This is a genomic window from Mesorhizobium sp. GW821-FHT04C10, from assembly GCF_059420305.1.
Genome location: NZ_JBWKTL010000001.1, coordinates 1,545,648 through 1,562,160, shown reverse-complemented (window position 1 = coordinate 1,562,160; position 16,513 = coordinate 1,545,648). Strand labels below are relative to the sequence as shown.

Below are 16,513 nucleotides of genomic sequence, written 5' to 3'. Positions count from 1 at the left end.
CCGGCCTCGCGCCGGGTTTTTTTGTTTTTTGACCTACACTCCCCACAAGGGGGTAGGACTCAGCCGCCGCCTTCCCTCTCCGCCTCCTGCTTCAGCGTCGCGATGAACCGCTTGGTCCGTTCGCGCTCGGGGTTGCCGAACAGCACCGCGGACGGCCCCTTCTCGACGATGACGCCGGCATCGAGGAACACCGCCTCCTGGGCGATCTTGGAGGCAAGCCGCAGGTCATGCGTCGCCATCACCATGGTCGTGCCTTCGCTGGCGAGCTTGCCGAGCACGTCGACCACCTCTTGCGCCAATTCAGGATCAAGCGCCGATGTCGGCTCATCGCACAGCAGCACCTTCGGCGATGGCGCCAAAGCGCGGGCAATCGCCACGCGCTGCTGCTGGCCGCCCGACAGCGTCGCCGGCCAGGCGTCGGCCTTGTGCGCCATCCCGACCTTTTCCAGCAAGGCGAGCGCCCGCTCGCGGGCCTTCTCGGGCGACCATTTCAGCACCGTGACCAGGCCTTCCATGACATTCTCGATCGCGGTGCGATGCGGGAACAACTGGAAATTCTGGAACACCATGCCGGTCTGCAGACGCAACCGCCTGATGTCGCTCGCCGGCACCTTGACGCCCGGACGGAACTCGAGCGTCTCGTCACCTATGCGCACCGTGCCCGAAGTCGGGATTTCCAGCAGGTTGATGCAGCGCAACAGCGTGCTCTTGCCGCCGCCCGAAGGGCCGACCAGCGCGGTGACGCTGCCTTCCGCAATGGCGACGGTCACGCCCTTCAGCACCAGATTGTCGCCGAAGCGCTTTTCGATATTGGTGAGGCCGATCATGAGCGCGCCTCCAAGAAGCCGCCATAGCGGTTGAGCCGCTCCTCCAGCCGCGTCTGCAAGGCCGACAGCACCGAGCTCATCGCCAGATAGAGGATCGCCGCCTCGACATAGAGGATCAGCGGTTCATAGCTGGTGGCGACGATGCGCTGCGCCGCCTGGAACATCTCCGGCACGGTGATGGCGGCAGCCAGCGACGTGTCCTTGACCAGCGAGATGAAGGTGTTGGAAAGCGGCGGCACCGCGACGCGCCCGGCTTGCGGCAGGATGGTGCGCCGCATCGCCTGGCTCCAGGTCATGCCGATCGAATATGCGGCTTCCCACTGGCCTTTCGGCACGGAGCCGATTGCCGCGCGGATGATCTCCGACGTGTAGGCGCCGATGTTGAGCGTGAAGCCGATCAACGCTGCCGTGAAGGCGTCTAGCAGGATACCGACCGACGGCAGGCCGTAGAAGATCAGGAACAGCTGCACCAGGAGCGGCGTGCCGCGGAAGATCCAGACATAGAAGCGCACGACCGCGACCAGCGGCCTTGGTCCGAACAGCCGGCCAAGTGCCGCACCGAGGCCAACCGTCAGGCCGAGGACGAACGACAACAGCGTCAACGGCACGGTGAAGATGAGAGCGGCCCAGAGCAGCGAAGGCAGCGACTCCAGCATCAGTTGCAGCCAATGCGGCACGAAAGACCCCCAGAATGATCGCGGCGGCGTTATCGAAATGCGAATGCAGGCGCCATATCACGACAAAAGCGGCGGGCCGTCAAAGACGGCTCGCCGCTGGCATGTTGCACGGCCGAAAACCGACCCCGATAATCAACTACTTCGAAACGTCCTGGCCGAAATAGGTGTCGGCGATCTTCTTGTAGGTGCCGTCGGCCTTGATGTCGGCCAGCGCCTTGTTGATGGCCGCGACCAGTTCGGGATCGCCCTTGCGCACGATGACGCCAGAGTAGTCGGCGTTTTCTTCCTGCGCGGCGATCTTCACATTGGCGTCTGGCTTGTGCTTCTTGAAGTCGAGGAACGACAGGCTGTCATTGATGGTGGCGTCGGCACGGCCGGTCAAGAGAAGCTGGATCGACTGGTCGAAGCCGTCGGTACCGACCAGTTCGGCGCCGTTGCTCTCGGCCAGCTTGCCGAAATTCGAAGTCAGCGACTGCGCCGACTTCTTGCCCTTGAGGTCGGCGAAAGTCTTGATGTCGGTGTTGTCGCCGCGCACGATCAGCACCGCCTTGGAAGCGATGTAGGGATCGGAGAAATCATACTTGGCCTTGCGCGCGTCGGTGATGCCGACTTCGTTGATGACGGCGTCATAACGGCTGACGTCTAGACCGGCGATCAGCCCATCCCACTTGCCTTCGAGGAACTCGACCTTGACGCCCAGCTTGTCGGCGATCGCCTTGGCGATCTCGACGTCGAAGCCGACCAGCGCGCCCGAACCGTCATGATAGGTGAAGGGTGCGTAGGTGCCTTCCGTGCCGACCTTGATGACGCCGGCCTGCTTGATCTGATCGAGATTGGCGCCCGCATGGCCTGAGGTGACAGCCAGAGCCTGCAGCGTTCCGGCGACGATAAGCGACTTGAGCCATTTCATCTTTTTGTGATCCCGTCCTTGGCCTGAAACCCGGCCTGTTGTGAGGGTTGGAAAATGACAGATGCAGACAGAAAGAATAAGGAATCAGATTTCAAAAACAAAGAATTTCCGAAACCCCATTCTCAAAAAAGGATTGTTAGCAGCGTTCGAAGCGTCCGGGCGACGGTTCAAAAATCGCCTGGACAGCATCACTCGCCCGCCCGCGCCGGCGGAACCTTTCTCGCGCATGGCAGTTTTGGCTGTTCTAGGGCGCGACGCCGCGATTTCAACCGGTGCCCTGCCAAGTTCGCAAGTCATCTCGCCTGAACCAGGGAGCACCTCATGATGGAAGACATGGCAGGACGGATCATGGTCCGCGCGGCGATGAAGGCTCCCTATCTCGAACGGGACGAGGAACACCGGCTGGCCTTGCTCTGGAAGGAAGACAACGACCAGAACGCGCTGCACTGCATCACCGTCGCCCACATGCGGCTGGTCATTTCCATGGCCTCGAAATTCCGCCACTACGGCCTGCCGCTTGGCGACCTGATACAGGAAGGCCATGTCGGCCTGCTCGAGGCCGCCGCCCGCTTCGAGCCGGAGCGCGAAGTGCGGTTTTCGACCTATGCGACGTGGTGGATCCGCGCCTCGATGCAGGACTACATCCTGCGCAACTGGTCGATTGTACGCGGCGGCACCAGCTCGGCGCAAAAGGCCCTGTTCTTCAACCTGCGGCGCCTGCGCGCCAGGCTCGCGAACGGCACGGAACCGCTCTCCAACACAACTCTGTACCGCGAAGTTTCGGTCGCGCTTGGCGTTTCCGAGGCGGATGTGGCGATGATGGATTCGCGGCTGTCGGCACCCGACTCCTCGCTCAACGTGCCGCTTGCCGACGATTCAGGCGGCACCGAGCGCATGGACTTCCTGGTCTCGGACGATCCCCTGCCCGACGAGATCGTTGGCGACAAGATCGACGTCGCGCGCCGGTCGCTCTGGCTGCGTGAGGCACTTCGCGCGCTCAACGCACGCGAACTGAGGATCATCGAGGAGCGCCGGCTGAACGACGAGGGCGCCACGCTCGAGGCGCTTGGCGAGACGCTTGGCATTTCCAAGGAACGCGTCCGCCAGATCGAGGCGCGCGCCATGGAAAAGCTCAAGGTCGCGCTGGTGAAGCAGAATCCGGAGTTTCTGGCGACAGCTGCCTGACCGCTCAAAAGCACAGGATCAAGAGCGCGTTGAAAACTCGCTCCGCTGAGGCGAATGGCGTGGATTTCAAGAACCGGAGCGGAGTGGTAAGTCCATGAGCACCGGAAGCATAGAAAATCGCGGCAGGCGTGCAGCGAAGTGAGTTTGCAGCGTGCTCTTACTTGTCGGTGACGATCTTGACCTTGTCACCGGCCGAAACCGCGGCCCCCGGCGACAGCGCATTGAGCACCCGGAACAGGTCGAGCTTGCGGTCGACGCCGACCATCTGCGCGGCGAGCGTGCCCATGGTCTGGCCCGGCTGCACTGTGAGCACGCGGATATGCAGCGGTTTCAAGGCCGCCTTCTCCGCGGCGCTCAGGATACGGAATGAGCCGCTGACCGAACGCGCGACAGAATCCAGCGAGGTGCTGGCCGAGGGTGCCGCGGTCAGCAGCCGGTAGACCTGGCCGCCGGCGCGGATCACCGCGATGTCGAACTGCCAGCCTTCGGCGCCGGCATGCGCGGTCGCCGCCTCGTTGCCGTTGATGGTTTCCTGCTTGACCGTGCTGTCGTCGAGGCCAGCCACCCAGCCGCTTCTGATATAGTCGGTCAAGGCGCGGTTCTTGTCGATCGAAACGCCGTCGAAGCGGATCGCGATGTCGCCCGGCCCGGTCGCCGTCACCGCCGCTGCCGAATTGTCGATGATGAAACCGTCCGGCACCGTGAACGACACGCCAAGCCCCGGATGCAGGAAGGTCTCGCCGCGCACATAGCCTTCTTCCGGCGTATCGCCGTAGAGCAGGCCATCTATGCCGGCGAGGAAGGAATCGCGGTCGCGCGTGCCGAAGCCGGGTGCGCCGAACTGGCGGGCATGGCGCTGCGCCAGGTCGATGCGCTGCGGCGTGTTGGGATGCGTGGCCAGGAAGTCGAGGCTGGCATCGGTGGCACCGCTGATCGACCGGAAATCGGTATAGGCCGACATCGACTGCAGGAAGCGGCCGGCGGCATAGGGATCGTAGCCGGCTTCGCCGATCGACTTGATGCCGATGGCGTCGGCCTCCAGCTCCTGGTTGCGCGAGAACTGCGCCAGCCTGAGCTTGCCGCGGATCAGTGCCGCCTTGGCGGTCGGGCTGTCACCCAGCACATCCGAGACCACCTTGGTCGCCAGGCCTTCCTCGGCCTCGAGTTGCTGGCGCTGCAGGCCGTGGTTGGCGGTGACGTGACCCATCTCATGCGCGATGACGGCGGCGAGCTCGGACGAATCGTTGGCCAGCGCCAGCAGCCCGCGCGTGATGTAGAGATAGCCGCCCGGCAGCGCGAAGGCGTTGACGTTGGGTGAGTTGAGGATGGTAATGCGATAGGTCTGGGTCGGGTTCGCCGACACAACGGTCAGGTTACCGACCACCTTGGCGACCATGCGCTCCAGCTTGGGATCGGAATACTCGCCGCCATAGGTGGCCAGGATGCGCGGATGCTGCGCCTTGGCGAGTTCCGCGAGTTTGTTGTTGGCGGCGACATTGTCGACCGTGATCGGCCTGTCGGACGGCTGGAAGCCGGATTCCTGGACCTCCGGAGGCGTGAACATCTGGCAGCTTGCAAGCGCCACGGCAAAGCCGGCCAGCGCCAGAAAGCGCGCCAGTGGATTCATTCGCAGCTTGTCAACGCCGATCGCCAGAACGGCTTCCTTTCAGGTCCCGGCGCATGACCACGAAAATCGGGGGCGATCTTCGGAACATGTCATGCGCAAAAAACAAACTTCTACAGCATCCGTCGCGCGTCCCTCGGGGCGTGCGGCGGATGCTGTAGGCAAATCACGGCTTGTGCCGGACCAGTAGGGCGGACCTAGCCACACTACTTCTGCCATGGCAAGCAAGCGCCCCATCGCCTGAGGCCGGTTTGACCGTAAATTATGTCCGCTTCCGGGCAATATCTCGTGATACGGCATTCCCGGCACTGGCACCGATATAGCGCCGGAAGGCGTCGGGACCAGCCCCGGCAAAGAAATCGTCCGCGCTGCCGGTGGCCGCCACGGTGCCATTGTCCAGAAACACCACATTCTGGCTGATTCGGCGGGCGTCCTCCGGCTGGTGCGTGACGAACAGCACCGTCATGCCGCGCTCCGCATGCACGCCGGCGACCAGATCGAGCATGTCGTCGCGCAGGGCTGGCCCGAGCGAAGCGAAGGGTTCGTCGAGCAGAAGCACCGGGCGATCGCGCACCAGCACGCGGGCCAGGGCAACACGCTGGCGCTCGCCGCCGGAGAGTTCGCGCGGCAAGCGTTTTTCCTTGCCGCCAAGGCCTGTGCGGGCAAGCGCCCCGGCGATATCAGCGCGGTCCGCTTCGGTCAGCCGCAGCGATGGCGAGCGCCCGAGCCCGACATTCTGCTCGACGGAAAGATGGGCGAAAAGGTTGTTTTCCTGGAACACCATCGACACTGGCCATTCGGCCGGCGGCGCGGCGCCGACATCGGCCCCGCCGATCAGCACGCGGCCGGACAATGGCGTCTCGAACCCGGCGACGAGGTTGAGCAGCGTCGACTTGCCTGAACCGCTCGGCCCCATGATGGCGGTGATTTCCGCCGCGGCAAACGCGACATCGAAGACGAGCGGGGCCTCGCCATAGCTGAACGAAACCTTGTCCAGCCGCACCGGAACGCCCTTCCTGTCCATCGCCCCATCAGACATTGCCGACCTTTTCCCTGCCGAGCCAATCCGCGGCCAGCACCAATGCGAGGCAGACGAAGCCAAGCAACAGCGCCAGGCCGGCGGCGTCCTCGGTGCGGTAGCTGCCCATGCGCGCCAGGAGAAGGTAGGGCAAGGTCTGCACGGAATCACTGCCGAACAGCGCGATCACGCCGAGATCGCCGAGCGACAGCGCCATGGCGAAAGCAAAAGCGGTGGCGAGCGGGCGCCGCAGTGATGGCCAGTCGACCAGCCATAGCCTCGCCCAGCCGGCAATACCAAGCTGTGCGCAGAGCCGTTCGTGACGCTCGCTCGCCGCGTCATAGGCGGGACGGACGGCGCGCAGCGCGAACGGCATCGCCATGACAGCATTGACGGTGACAACCATCACCGGGGCGATGGCGAAGACATCGCCCGCATGGCGCAGCAACAGGAACCAGCCGGCGCCGATGACGATGGGCGGCACGACCAGGACGAACCCCGCGCCGGTGTCGGTTGCATGCTCAAGCAATGTCCTTGGCCCGGCACGGCGGCCCAGCGCCAGCGCTCGCCGCGCCATGGTGAGCGCCAGCGACAGCATCACCGAAAGCAGCGCCGACAGGAAGGCGAGCGCGGCGCTGGTCAGCGTTGCTTGCCGGACGGTGGCCTCGCCGGCGAGCCGGCCGAGATCGGCGCCCAAACCGGCCACCACGGTCGCGGCCATCGGCCCGACAACGAACAGCAGCGCCAACACGATGAGCACGGCGTTGAGCGACGCCTCGGTCCCGTTGACGGAGAGATAGCGGCGCGGCGCGACCGGCAGGTTGGTGTCGCCGACGACATTGGCGCCAAGCCGCGTCAGCGCCAGCACCACGATGAACGTCAAGGCGATCTGCAGCAATGTCAGGGCGACCGCGCGCGCGGGATCGAAATCGAAGCGCAGCGCCTGATAGATGCCGACCTCCAGCGTCGTGGCGGCCGGCCCGCCGCCGAGTGTCAGCACGATGGTGAAGGAGGTGATGCAGAGCATGAAGACCAGCCCGGCGACGCCGGGCAGAGCGGCGCGCAGCGTCGGCCATTCGATCAGCCGGAACGCCGGCCGCGCGCCCATGCCGAGCTGGCTCGCCAGCCGCCACTGGTCGGCGGGAATGGTCTGCAGCGACTCGAGCAACAGTCGCACGCTGAGCGGTAGATTGAAAAAGACATGGGCGACGAGAATGCCGGACAGGCCGTAAATGCCAGGCCAGCCCCTGCCGCCAATCGCGCTGAACAGCCCGGCGAAGTAGCCGGCGCGACCGTAGAGCGCCAGGATGCCGAGCGCCGCGACGATCGCCGGCAGCGCCAGCGGCACGGCAAAGAGCTGCAGGATGACGGCGCGGCCAAAGAAGCGCGGATGCCGCGACAGGGCGCGCGCAACAAAGAGTGCCGGAATAACCGAAAGCAGCGTCGAAAGGATTGCCTGCCAGAGCGTGAAGCGGACAACGCGAAGGAGATAGGGATCGAAGGCCGCCCAGGCGCCCGAGAAATCATGGGCGCCTTCGATGAGCAAGCCGGCAAACGCGCCACCGATCAGCAGCGTGATCGCGGCGAGCGCGGCAATGCCGGCGGTGATGCGGGAGTCAGCGCGTTGCACGCCGGATCGCCCAGAAGGCCTCTAGCGAGCGTAGCGTTCCTTCGCGCTCCCCTCTGTCCTGCCGGACATCTCCCCCACGAGGGGGGAGATTGGCAGTTTCCGCGCCTCGCTCATACCCGCCGCGTTGGCGATTGGCGAAATCACCGATAGCATCCGATCTCCCCCCTTGTGGGGGAGATGTCCGGTAGGACAGAGGGGGGCGCCGTAGAGCAATCATCTTTCGATCATACGGCCAATCTATTTGCTCATCACCGCCAGCCATTCATCGACCCAGGCCTTGCGGTTGGCCGCGACCTCTTCCGGGCTGAACAGCAAGGTCTTGGTCGGCTTGACAAGCTTGTCGAAGGCCGGTTTGAGCGGCTTGTCGGTCTTGCCGGCCGGGAACATCCAGTTGGTCTCGGGGATCGCGTCCTGGAATTTCGGTCCGGTCATGAAGGCGATGAACTTTGCCGCCAGCGGGTTCTTGGCGCCGGTCGTGGTGATGCCGGCGACCTCGATCTGCAGGTATTCGCCCTCTTCAAAGGAAGCCGCCTGGTAACGCTGCGTGTTCTCGGCGACCATGTGGTAGGCCGGTGACGTCGTGTAGGACAGTACCATCGGCGCTTCGCCCTTGGTGAACAGGCCATAGGCCTCGCTCCAGCCGGGCGTCACGGTCAGCACCTTGGCCTTGAGCTTGGCCCAGGCCTCCGGCGCCTTGTCGCCATAGACCGACTTCACCCACAGCAACAGGCCGAGGCCCGGCGTCGAGGTGCGCGGATCCTGGATGACGATCTTGTCGTCGGCGCTGCCTTCGATCAGGTCCTTCAAGCTCTTCGGTGGCGTCTTCAGCTTTTCGGTATCGTAGACGACAGCGAAATAGCCGTAGTCGAACGGAACGAAAGTATCGTCGCTCCAGCCGCCCGGCACATTGACGTCGTTCACCGCGCCATGCGGCGCGAACAACCCGCTGGCCTTGGCATCGGCGGTGAGATTGGTGTCGAGGCCGAGCACGATGTCGGCCTTGGTCGATGCGCCTTCGAGCTTGACGCGGTTGAGCAGCGCCACGCCATCGGCAACCGAGACGAACTCGACATCGCAGCCGCATTCGGCCTCGAATTCCTTCTTCACCACGGGACCTGGACCCCAGTCGGCGGTAAAGCTCTCATAGGTGTAGACGGTGAGCTTGTCCTTGGCCAAGGCCGGCCCCGACAGCGCAAAAACCATGGCTGAGACAAGAGAGTATAAAAGCGTGCGCATCGGCGCCTCCTTCGTTCGCGTGACAAGGAATTGAGGCGCCGGACTGTCCGAAACGTCTAATCCCTCCGCCGGTACAAACCGGATCAGGTTCAGCGGGTTGGCGAGACTGCCTCTCAGCCGGTCCGCGAAAGATCGCAGCCGGCACCCCGTTAGAGCGTTTCGACACATAGGCCCGGCCGAGGAACCACGCAAGTGGGAGTTTGCCGCCTTCCGTTTCCGCTGCCGGGCTGGTACAGGCCACCGGATATGAGCACATTCACCATCCTGCTTGGCGGCGATCTCATCCGCACGCCCCGGCTCGACCGCCAGGTCGAGGGCTCGCGCGTGATCGCCGCCGACGCCGGCATCGGCCATGCCAGGCTGCTCGGCCTTGTGCCGGAACTGTGGGTGGGTGATTTCGATTCGGTGCCGGCCGACCTGCCCGCCGACCTCGCCGCGGTGCCACGCCAGACCTTCCCGGCGGAAAAAGACAAGACCGACGGGGAACTGGCGATCGCGGCAGCCCTTGAGCGCGGAGCGACCCGCCTTGTGTTGGCGGGCGCGTTCGGCGGCAAGCGCGCCGACCATGCCTTCCTGCATCTGGCGCTCGCCCTGCGCCTGGCCGAGGCCGGAACGGAGGTGCTGCTGACCAGCGGTGCCCAGGAAGGTGTCCCGCTGCTGTTGGGAACGGCCGGGTTCGACTATGCCGACGGCACGCTGTTTTCGATCCTCGGCTTTTCCGAACTTGCCGGCCTGACCGTTGCCGGTGCCAAATGGCCGCTGAATCAGGTCGAGGTGGCCTTCGGCTCATCACTGACCATCTCCAACGAGGTCAAGTTCGACAAGACCGGGGGCCGCCTCGAAATCGCGCTCGGCCATGGCCGCGCGCTGCTGCTCGCCCATCCCTATCCTTTGCCCGAAAGCTGACATGGCCCCGCCTCTTCTCAATCTCGACGGGATAAAACTGACCTTCGGCGGTACGCCGCTGCTCGACGGCGCCGCCTTGACCGCTTCGGCCGGCGACAAGATCGCGCTGGTCGGCCGCAATGGCTCCGGCAAGTCGACGCTGCTCAAGATCGCCGCCGGCCTGATCGAGCCGCAGGACGGCGAAGTCTTCCGCCAACCCTCGGCGACGGTCCGCTACCTCCCGCAGATGCCCGACATGGAGGGCTTCGCCACCGTTCGCGGCTATGTCGAGGCGGGCCTCGGGCCTGCCGACGATCCCTATCGCGCCTCCTATCTGATGGAGCATCTTGGCTTGTCGGGCGAAGAGCGGCCGGGCGACCTCTCGGGTGGCGAGGCCAGGCGCGCCGCCCTGGCCCGCGTCATGGCGCCGGAACCCGACATTCTGCTACTTGATGAGCCGACCAACCATCTTGACCTGTCCGTCATCGAATGGCTCGAAGAAGAGCTTGTCCGCACCTCTTCGGCGCTCATCGTCATCTCGCACGACCGCCGCTTCCTCGAACGCGTGTCGCGCGCCACTGTCTGGCTCGACCGTGGCCAGACCCGCAGGCTGGACAAGGGTTTTGGCCATTTCGAGGAATGGCGTGACCTGGTGCTGGAAGAGGAAGAGCGCGAGCAGCACAAGCTCGGCCGCCAGATCGTGCGCGAGGAGCATTGGCTGCGCTATGGCGTGACGGCGCGGCGCAAGCGCAACATGCGCCGCCTCGGCGAGCTGCAGACCATGCGCCAGCGCTTCCGCGGCCATCGTGGCGCCGAAGGCAGCGCCACCATGGTGGCGAGCGATGCCGCCGAATCCGGCAAGCTGGTGATCGAAGCAAAGAACATCGAGAAGAGCTTTGGCGATCTCACCGTGGTCAAGGGCTTCTCGACCCGCATCCAGCGTGGCGACCGCGTCGGCCTTGTCGGGCCGAACGGCGCCGGCAAGACGACGTTGTTGAAGATGCTGACCGGCGAATTGGCGCCGGATGCCGGCTCGGTGCGGCTCGGCACCAATCTGGAAATCGCCACGCTCGACCAGAAGCGCGAGGCGGTCGACCCGCAGGAAACGCTGGCGCAGTATCTGACCGACGGGCGCGGCGAAAACCTCGTCATCAATGGCGAGCAGCGCCATGTCGTCTCCTACATGAAGGATTTTCTGTTCAAGCCGGAGCAGGCGCGCACGCCGGTGCGCGAACTGTCCGGCGGCGAGCGGGCGCGGCTGATCCTGGCGCGCGTGCTGGCGCGGCCGGCAAACCTGCTGGTGCTCGATGAGCCGACCAACGATCTCGACATGGAGACGCTGGAACTGCTGCAGGAACTTGTCGCTGGTTTTGCCGGCACCGTCATCCTGGTCAGCCACGACCGTGATTTTCTCGACCGCACCGTGACCAGCGTCATCGCGCCGGACGGCGGCGGCCGCTGGGTCGAATATGCCGGCGGCTATTCCGACATGCTGGCGCAGCGCGGCGGCACCAGGCTCGACGACCGCAAGGCCCGCGCCAAGGCGGAAGCCGCAGATATGCCGGCGGCAGGCAAGAGCGAACCGGCGGCCCCAAAAGGGCCCGCGAAAAAACTGTCGTTCAAGCAGAAATTCGCCCTGGAATCGCTGCCGAAGAAGATCGAGGCGGTGACCGCATCGATCTCGCGGCTGGAGAACAACATCGCCGACCCGGCCTATTACGAGCGCGATCCAGCCTCGTTCCAGAAGACCATCGCCGCCCTCGACAAGGAACGCGCGACTCTGGCCGCGCTCGAGGAAGAATGGCTGGAGCTGGAGATGCTGCGCGAGGAGATGGAGGGGTAGTTGGTGCCTGCGAGGTTATGCGTCTATGTTGGACGCATGGAGGGCAACCCCATGCTTCAATCGAAACGCAAACTTCAGCGAAAATCCGTCAAGATATCGATCAGCTTGCAGCTGCTCGAAGGCGCCAAGGGATTAGGCATCTCCCGTGCCGCGGAGACCGGTATCGCCAAGGTGATTGCAGCGGAAAAGACGCGCCGATGGCAGGAAGAGCACAAGCAAGCCATCGAAGGCTGGAACGATTATGTCAGGCGCAACGGACTGCCCTTAGCCAAGTATCGGCCGTTTTGACCCCGTGACTATAGCCATACTGCTCTTGAAACGGCCGCCCGTCGTCAGCCCGCCGTCTTCGCCTGCCAGGCCTTGATCGCCTCGTCGAACACCTTTTCTCCGGGGATGCCTTTTTCCATCGTCAGCAGCGCCCGCCGGCCGGTCTTGTAGACCACCGGTACGTCGATCCAGTCCTGGCCGCGCAACAGGGTCATGTTGGCGTCCTCGTCGGCCTTGGTGTCGTTGAGCGCGACGAGGAAGAAGCCGTCGGCGATCTTGGCCGGAATGCCGATCAGCGGGCTGCCGGCATCCTGTTCGGAGCTTTTCATGGCGACGCGCAGGATGTTGTCGACACCGCCGCCTTCGAAACCGTCGGGCGTCAGGAAGATCATCTCGATGATATGGCTGGCCGGCAGCGTCTGGTCGGTGTTGCGGCGGATGGTCATGCGCAACTGGATGTCCTTGCCGGGGATGGTCGCCTCGGCACGGATCGCCGGCTCCGGCGGCAGGTCGCCACCTGGCGATTCCTGCACCAGCGACCAGACGATGCTGCCGGGCTCGGCCGACCCCTGCGCCGTGCTGGTGCGCTCCTCATAGAAGATCGCCTTCTGGCCGACCGGTACCGAGGCTTCCGTCGCCGGAGCGGCCGCCGGTGCCGCAGGCGTGGCGCCCGCCGGCGCTGGCGGCGGCGTGGCGGCGGCATCGGCCGGCGCCGCGGGTGCGGTTCCGTTGGCCGGCGGTGTCGCGGGCGCGGCACCCGGCGCAGGCGTGGTCGCGGCAGGCGCGGCCGCGGCGGGTGCCGCTGCGGCCGGTGCGCCGGTGACTGGTGGCGGAGCCGTCGGGGCGTTGGTCGCCGAAGGTGGCGTCGTCAGCGCCGCGACGGATTCACCCTCGCCTATGCCGCTTTGCCCGCCGGCCGGGCCGGGATCGGTTTCGCCGCCTTCAGGCGTCAGGCGTTGCGTGAATTTGGTTCCTTCGGCGCCGGCTGCCGGCGCCGGTGGCGTCGCCGCCGCGTCGGTAGACGGCTTGGCCGGCGCCGGTTTCACCAGCTCGGTCTTGGCAACAACCTTGCCGCCGTCCAGGCCCAGCATCCTGCTGAAGGCATCCTTGTTCAGCCAGATGCCATAGCCGCCGCCGGCAACGACCAGCAAGGCGGCAACAGCGGCGATCAGCCCGCCATAGCTGCGCTTGCGTTCGGCTGGGCGCAGGCGCCGGAATGTATCGGCCGCCTCCGGCTCTTCGTCATTCGGGAAGACATCGGCCCGGTCATCGTCCTGGTCCGCATCCATGCCCGGCAAGGCATGGTCGGCAAGGTTCGGAGGTGCCGGTTGCACCGGCGTGGGCTTCTGCCAGCTCGGCTCGGCCTTGGCGGCGGGCGGTGGCGCCGGCCGGTAAGGTTCCGGTTTGGCGGCTGGCGGCGCCGGCCACACCGGCTCCGCCTTCACCGGCTGGCGCGTGTGGCTCGGCTGGTTCTTGTTGCGGTCGATGGAGGAAAAGATGTGCTCCAGCTCGGCGAGCGGGTCTGTTTCCGGCACGCTCTTGGCATAATCCCGCTCGACGACCGCGATAGCGTCTTCCAGCGAGCGCTTCTGCGTGTTTATGGCTTCGGCGGCCGGCGGCGGCGAATATTCCGCAAGCTTCTTGGCCAGCATGGTTCGAACGCTGTCATAGATGCGCGTACGCTTCTCGGGCGTCTCGTCGCCGTGCTTGTCGAGCGCCTTTTTCAGAATAGCAACGAAATCTGCCATGCTTCAGTCGACCTGTATTTTGCTTCCGCGCCGGCCCCCGCAAATCAGCCGCGATGCCCGGAAAGGCTCAGAAACTAGTCTTGAAACGGATCGGTCACAAGTATCGTGTCATCCCGTTCCGGGCTGGTGGAGAGGAGTGCTACCGGCGCGCCGATCAACTCCTCGATGTAGCGGACATATTTGACCGCCTGGGCCGGCAGGTCGTTCCAGCTGCGCGCGCCGGCAGTGGTGCCTTTCCACCCCTCCAGCGTCTCGTAGACCGGCTCGACACGGGCCTGCGCGCCCTGGCTCGCCGGCAAATAGTCGATCGTCTCGCCGTCGAGACGGTAGCCGGTGCAGACCTTGATCTCGTCCAGCCCGTCGAGCACGTCGAGCTTGGTCAGCGCGATGCCCTTGATGCCGTTGACGGCGACAGCCTGGCGCACCAGCACCGCGTCGAACCAGCCGCAGCGGCGCTTGCGCCCGGTGACGACGCCGAACTCATGGCCGCGCGTGCCGAGGAATTCGCCGATCTCGTTCTTCTGTTCGGTCGGAAACGGACCTTCGCCAACGCGCGTCGTGTAGGCCTTGGTGATGCCGAGCACATAGCCGATGGCGCCCGGACCGACACCGGAGCCGGCAGCGGCCTGCCCGGCCACCGTGTTGGACGAGGTGACGAAGGGATAGGTGCCGTGATCGATATCGAGCAGCGTGCCTTGCGCGCCCTCGAACAGGATGCGCTCGCCGGCGCGGCGCTTGTCGTCGAGGATTTTCCAGACACGGTCCATATAGGGCAGGATCTCATCCGCGACCGACGTCAACTCCGTCATGATCGCGTCATGCGTGACTTCCGCGTGGCCAAGCCCGCGGCGCAGCGCATTGTGATGCGTCAGCAACCTGTCGACCTTCAGGGGAAGCGTTTCCAAATCCGCCAGATCCATCACCCGCACCGCGCGCCGACCCACCTTGTCCTCATAGGCCGGACCGATACCCCGGCGGGTCGTGCCAATCTTCGTTCCGGAATTTGAGGCGGCGTCCTCACGGAATCCGTCCAGCTCCCGATGCACCGACAGGATAAGCGCTGTGTTTTCGGCTATTTTCAGGCGATCCGGCGCCACTTCGACGCCCTGCGCCTTGAGTTTCGCCACTTCGGCCACGAAAGCATGCGGGTCGAAGACCACGCCATTGCCGATGATGGACAGCTTGCCCTGCCGCACGACACCGGACGGCAACAGCGACAGCTTGTAGACCTTGCCGTCGACGACCAGCGTGTGGCCGGCATTATGGCCCCCCTGGAAACGCACCACCACATCGGCGCGCTCCGACAGCCAGTCGACGATCTTGCCCTTGCCTTCGTCACCCCATTGCGAGCCGACGACCACCACATTGGCCATGTTTCTTTTCCCTTGAGATGCCGCCGAGCGGCCTGGATATGGTTCGAAACGACAGGCCTCTATAGCGTCAAGACCTCGCGAGTGCGACCTTTCTTTGCCGCCGAAAATGCCCTGAAGCACAACAATTTTCGGCTTTGACATCATTTACTTGGGCTCGCCGGGGCAATAGGCCGGCAAACACCCCGGCGCGCCCGCCGCGGCCGGAATCCAGCGATGCATCGAAGCGCCTACATATTCCTGCTGCTCACCACCTTGCTGTGGGGAGGCAATTCGGTGGCCGGCAAGCTGGCGGTCGACCATGTCTCGCCGATGACGTTGGTCTTCCTGCGCTGGGTTCTGGCAGTCGCGATCCTGCTGCCGATCGGCTGGCGCACGATCCAGCAGGATTGGCCGGTGGTGCGCCGGCACTGGTTCGTGCTGGCGGCACTTGGGGCCAGCGGCTTCACCCTGTTCAACACCATCTTCTATACGGCGCTCAACTACACGACGGCCATCAACGTCTCGATCGAGCAGGCGGCGATGCCGGTCCTGATCATCGTCGCCAACTTCATCTTCTTCCGCCTGCGTGTGAGTTGGGCGCAGATTGCCGGCGTCGTGCTGACGATCGCCGGCGTGATCCTGACCGCCTGCCATGGCGACCCGCGCCGGCTGCTGACGCTGGAGCTCAATTTCGGCGACGCCATCATGCTGGTCGCGGTCGTCCTCTACAGCGGCTATACGGTCGGCTTGCGGCTGAAACCGGTGATGCGCTGGCAGAGCCTGATGCTGTCCCTGGCAGTCGCCGCGCTCATCACCTCGCTGCCCTTCTTCCTGTGGGAGGTCGCCGCCGGCAAGGCCATCGCGCCCGACGCGCGCGGCTGGACCGTGATCGTCTATACCGCGATCGGCGCTTCGGTCATTTCGCAGGTAACCTACATCAGGGGCAACGAGTTGATCGGCGCCAACCGCGCCGGCCTGTTCATCAACCTGGTGCCGATCTTCGGCACGCTGCTTTCGGTGCTGATCGTCGGCGAGACGTTCCAGCTTTACCAAGCACTGGCGCTGGTCCTCGTGCTGGGCGGCATCGCGCTTGCCGAATACAGCGGGCGCAAGATGGCTATGATCACGCCGTCAAGGCGCGCCGAACAGCAAGAAGGCGCGACATAGGCCGCACCTTCCGATCTCTAGAGCAATTCCAGGAAAAGTGTGAACCGGTTTTCCCGGGACAAGCGCGTAGCGCTTGCCCTTGGGAATTGCGTAAAAACAAATAGTTAGAGCGGTTCTGCGATTCCGTCAAACGCTGAACCGCTC

At 64.7% G+C, this 16,513-nt stretch carries 15 protein-coding genes and 1 riboswitch; of the genes, 6 read left to right on the top strand and 9 right to left on the bottom strand.

Going from position 1 to position 16,513, the window contains the following annotated elements:
- Positions 1 to 59: 59 nt before the first annotated feature.
- From AC07UC_RS07565 to AC07UC_RS07555, 3 genes are all read right to left on the bottom strand, one after another.
- Positions 60 to 827, bottom strand: a complete 768-nt coding sequence (locus tag AC07UC_RS07565; RefSeq protein WP_140777094.1) for an amino acid ABC transporter ATP-binding protein — start codon at positions 825 to 827, stop codon at positions 60 to 62.
- Complete coding sequence (locus AC07UC_RS07560) at positions 824 to 1,504, bottom strand: amino acid ABC transporter permease (protein WP_202325587.1); 681 nt, start codon at positions 1,502 to 1,504, stop codon at positions 824 to 826. Before AC07UC_RS07560 ends, AC07UC_RS07565 begins: the two co-directional genes overlap by 4 nt.
- 136 nt (positions 1,505 to 1,640) lie before the next feature.
- The gene (locus AC07UC_RS07555) at positions 1,641 to 2,414 is read right to left on the bottom strand and encodes an amino acid ABC transporter substrate-binding protein (protein ID WP_140777098.1); all 774 of its coding nucleotides are present in this window, start codon (positions 2,412 to 2,414) and stop codon (positions 1,641 to 1,643) included.
- Between the two features lie 61 nt (positions 2,415 to 2,475).
- Between AC07UC_RS07555 and AC07UC_RS07550 the strand changes: the two genes are divergently transcribed.
- Both AC07UC_RS07550 and AC07UC_RS07545 read left to right on the top strand, forming a co-directional pair.
- Positions 2,476 to 2,739, top strand: a complete 264-nt coding sequence (locus AC07UC_RS07550) for a hypothetical protein (protein WP_494904926.1) — start codon at positions 2,476 to 2,478, stop codon at positions 2,737 to 2,739.
- Positions 2,736 to 3,599 carry an RNA polymerase factor sigma-32 gene (locus tag AC07UC_RS07545; RefSeq protein WP_140777102.1) on the top strand — a complete coding sequence of 288 codons (864 nt, stop codon included), beginning with the start codon at positions 2,736 to 2,738 and terminating at the stop codon, positions 3,597 to 3,599. The genes AC07UC_RS07550 and AC07UC_RS07545 overlap by 4 nt, the downstream gene beginning before the upstream one ends.
- A 157-nt stretch (positions 3,600 to 3,756) precedes the next feature.
- Here the strand turns inward: AC07UC_RS07545 and AC07UC_RS07540 are convergent, their stop codons facing one another.
- The 4 genes from AC07UC_RS07540 to thiB all read right to left on the bottom strand — a co-directional run bounded on the left by AC07UC_RS07540 (position 3,757) and on the right by thiB (position 9,107).
- Complete coding sequence (locus tag AC07UC_RS07540; protein ID WP_494904924.1) at positions 3,757 to 5,226, bottom strand: M48 family metalloprotease; 1,470 nt, start codon at positions 5,224 to 5,226, stop codon at positions 3,757 to 3,759.
- A 259-nt stretch (positions 5,227 to 5,485) separates the two neighbouring features.
- Positions 5,486 to 6,262 (bottom strand): thiamine ABC transporter ATP-binding protein, encoded by a 777-nt coding sequence (gene thiQ, locus AC07UC_RS07535; protein ID WP_494904922.1) that lies wholly within the window; start codon positions 6,260 to 6,262, stop codon positions 5,486 to 5,488.
- Positions 6,255 to 7,871 (bottom strand): thiamine/thiamine pyrophosphate ABC transporter permease, encoded by a 1,617-nt coding sequence (gene thiP / locus AC07UC_RS07530; protein WP_494904920.1) that lies wholly within the window; start codon positions 7,869 to 7,871, stop codon positions 6,255 to 6,257. Before thiP ends, thiQ begins: the two co-directional genes overlap by 8 nt.
- A gap of 237 nt (positions 7,872 to 8,108) precedes the next feature.
- Complete coding sequence (gene thiB, locus AC07UC_RS07525; RefSeq protein WP_494904918.1) at positions 8,109 to 9,107, bottom strand: thiamine ABC transporter substrate binding subunit; 999 nt, start codon at positions 9,105 to 9,107, stop codon at positions 8,109 to 8,111.
- A 43-nt stretch (positions 9,108 to 9,150) separates the two neighbouring features.
- Positions 9,151 to 9,266, bottom strand: a riboswitch (TPP riboswitch).
- Between the two features lie 87 nt (positions 9,267 to 9,353).
- Here thiB and AC07UC_RS07520 point away from each other — a divergent pair.
- The 3 genes from AC07UC_RS07520 to AC07UC_RS07510 are packed head-to-tail and all read left to right on the top strand — an operon-like array spanning position 9,354 to position 12,123.
- Positions 9,354 to 10,013: a thiamine diphosphokinase gene (locus AC07UC_RS07520; RefSeq protein WP_202325581.1), complete on the top strand. Its 660-nt coding sequence runs from the start codon at positions 9,354 to 9,356 to the stop codon at positions 10,011 to 10,013.
- Position 10,014: 1 nt separating this feature from the next.
- Positions 10,015 to 11,835, top strand: a complete 1,821-nt coding sequence (locus AC07UC_RS07515; protein ID WP_494904915.1) for an ABC-F family ATP-binding cassette domain-containing protein — start codon at positions 10,015 to 10,017, stop codon at positions 11,833 to 11,835.
- Between the two features lie 36 nt (positions 11,836 to 11,871).
- Entirely contained in the window at positions 11,872 to 12,123 is a 252-nt protein-coding gene (locus AC07UC_RS07510) for a type II toxin-antitoxin system CcdA family antitoxin (protein ID WP_494904913.1), read from the top strand.
- Positions 12,124 to 12,167: 44 nt separating this feature from the next.
- On the opposite strand, the gene AC07UC_RS07505 is transcribed toward AC07UC_RS07510, so the two are convergent.
- Both AC07UC_RS07505 and AC07UC_RS07500 read right to left on the bottom strand, forming a co-directional pair.
- On the bottom strand, positions 12,168 to 13,850 hold the full coding sequence (locus tag AC07UC_RS07505; RefSeq protein ID WP_494904911.1) for a hypothetical protein: 1,683 nt from the start codon (positions 13,848 to 13,850) through the stop codon (positions 12,168 to 12,170).
- 74 nt (positions 13,851 to 13,924) lie between these two features.
- Entirely contained in the window at positions 13,925 to 15,223 is a 1,299-nt protein-coding gene (locus AC07UC_RS07500) for an adenylosuccinate synthase (RefSeq protein ID WP_140777116.1), read from the bottom strand.
- A gap of 213 nt (positions 15,224 to 15,436) precedes the next feature.
- Here AC07UC_RS07500 and AC07UC_RS07495 point away from each other — a divergent pair, with 213 nt between their 5' ends.
- Positions 15,437 to 16,369, top strand: a complete 933-nt coding sequence (locus tag AC07UC_RS07495) for a DMT family transporter (RefSeq protein WP_140777118.1) — start codon at positions 15,437 to 15,439, stop codon at positions 16,367 to 16,369.
- The last annotated feature ends 144 nt before the right edge of the window (positions 16,370 to 16,513 follow it).

Excerpts from the sequence above, each read along its gene's own strand:
- AC07UC_RS07565 (WP_140777094.1), bottom strand. The coding sequence starts at position 827 with ATGATCGGCCTCACCAATATCGAAAAGCGCTTCGGCGACAATCTGGTG.
- AC07UC_RS07555 (WP_140777098.1), bottom strand. The coding sequence starts at position 2,414 with ATGAAATGGCTCAAGTCGCTTATCGTCGCCGGAACGCTGCAGGCTCTG.
- AC07UC_RS07550 (WP_494904926.1), top strand. The coding sequence starts at position 2,476 with ATGCAGACAGAAAGAATAAGGAATCAGATTTCAAAAACAAAGAATTTC.
- AC07UC_RS07545 (WP_140777102.1), top strand. The coding sequence starts at position 2,736 with ATGATGGAAGACATGGCAGGACGGATCATGGTCCGCGCGGCGATGAAG.
- AC07UC_RS07540 (WP_494904924.1), bottom strand. The coding sequence starts at position 5,226 with ATGAATCCACTGGCGCGCTTTCTGGCGCTGGCCGGCTTTGCCGTGGCG.
- thiQ (WP_494904922.1), bottom strand. The coding sequence starts at position 6,262 with ATGTCTGATGGGGCGATGGACAGGAAGGGCGTTCCGGTGCGGCTGGAC.
- thiB (WP_494904918.1), bottom strand. The coding sequence starts at position 9,107 with ATGCGCACGCTTTTATACTCTCTTGTCTCAGCCATGGTTTTTGCGCTG.
- AC07UC_RS07520 (WP_202325581.1), top strand. The coding sequence starts at position 9,354 with ATGAGCACATTCACCATCCTGCTTGGCGGCGATCTCATCCGCACGCCC.
- AC07UC_RS07515 (WP_494904915.1), top strand. The coding sequence starts at position 10,015 with ATGGCCCCGCCTCTTCTCAATCTCGACGGGATAAAACTGACCTTCGGC.
- AC07UC_RS07510 (WP_494904913.1), top strand. The coding sequence starts at position 11,872 with ATGGAGGGCAACCCCATGCTTCAATCGAAACGCAAACTTCAGCGAAAA.
- AC07UC_RS07505 (WP_494904911.1), bottom strand. The coding sequence starts at position 13,850 with ATGGCAGATTTCGTTGCTATTCTGAAAAAGGCGCTCGACAAGCACGGC.
- AC07UC_RS07500 (WP_140777116.1), bottom strand. The coding sequence starts at position 15,223 with ATGGCCAATGTGGTGGTCGTCGGCTCGCAATGGGGTGACGAAGGCAAG.
- AC07UC_RS07495 (WP_140777118.1), top strand. The coding sequence starts at position 15,437 with ATGCATCGAAGCGCCTACATATTCCTGCTGCTCACCACCTTGCTGTGG.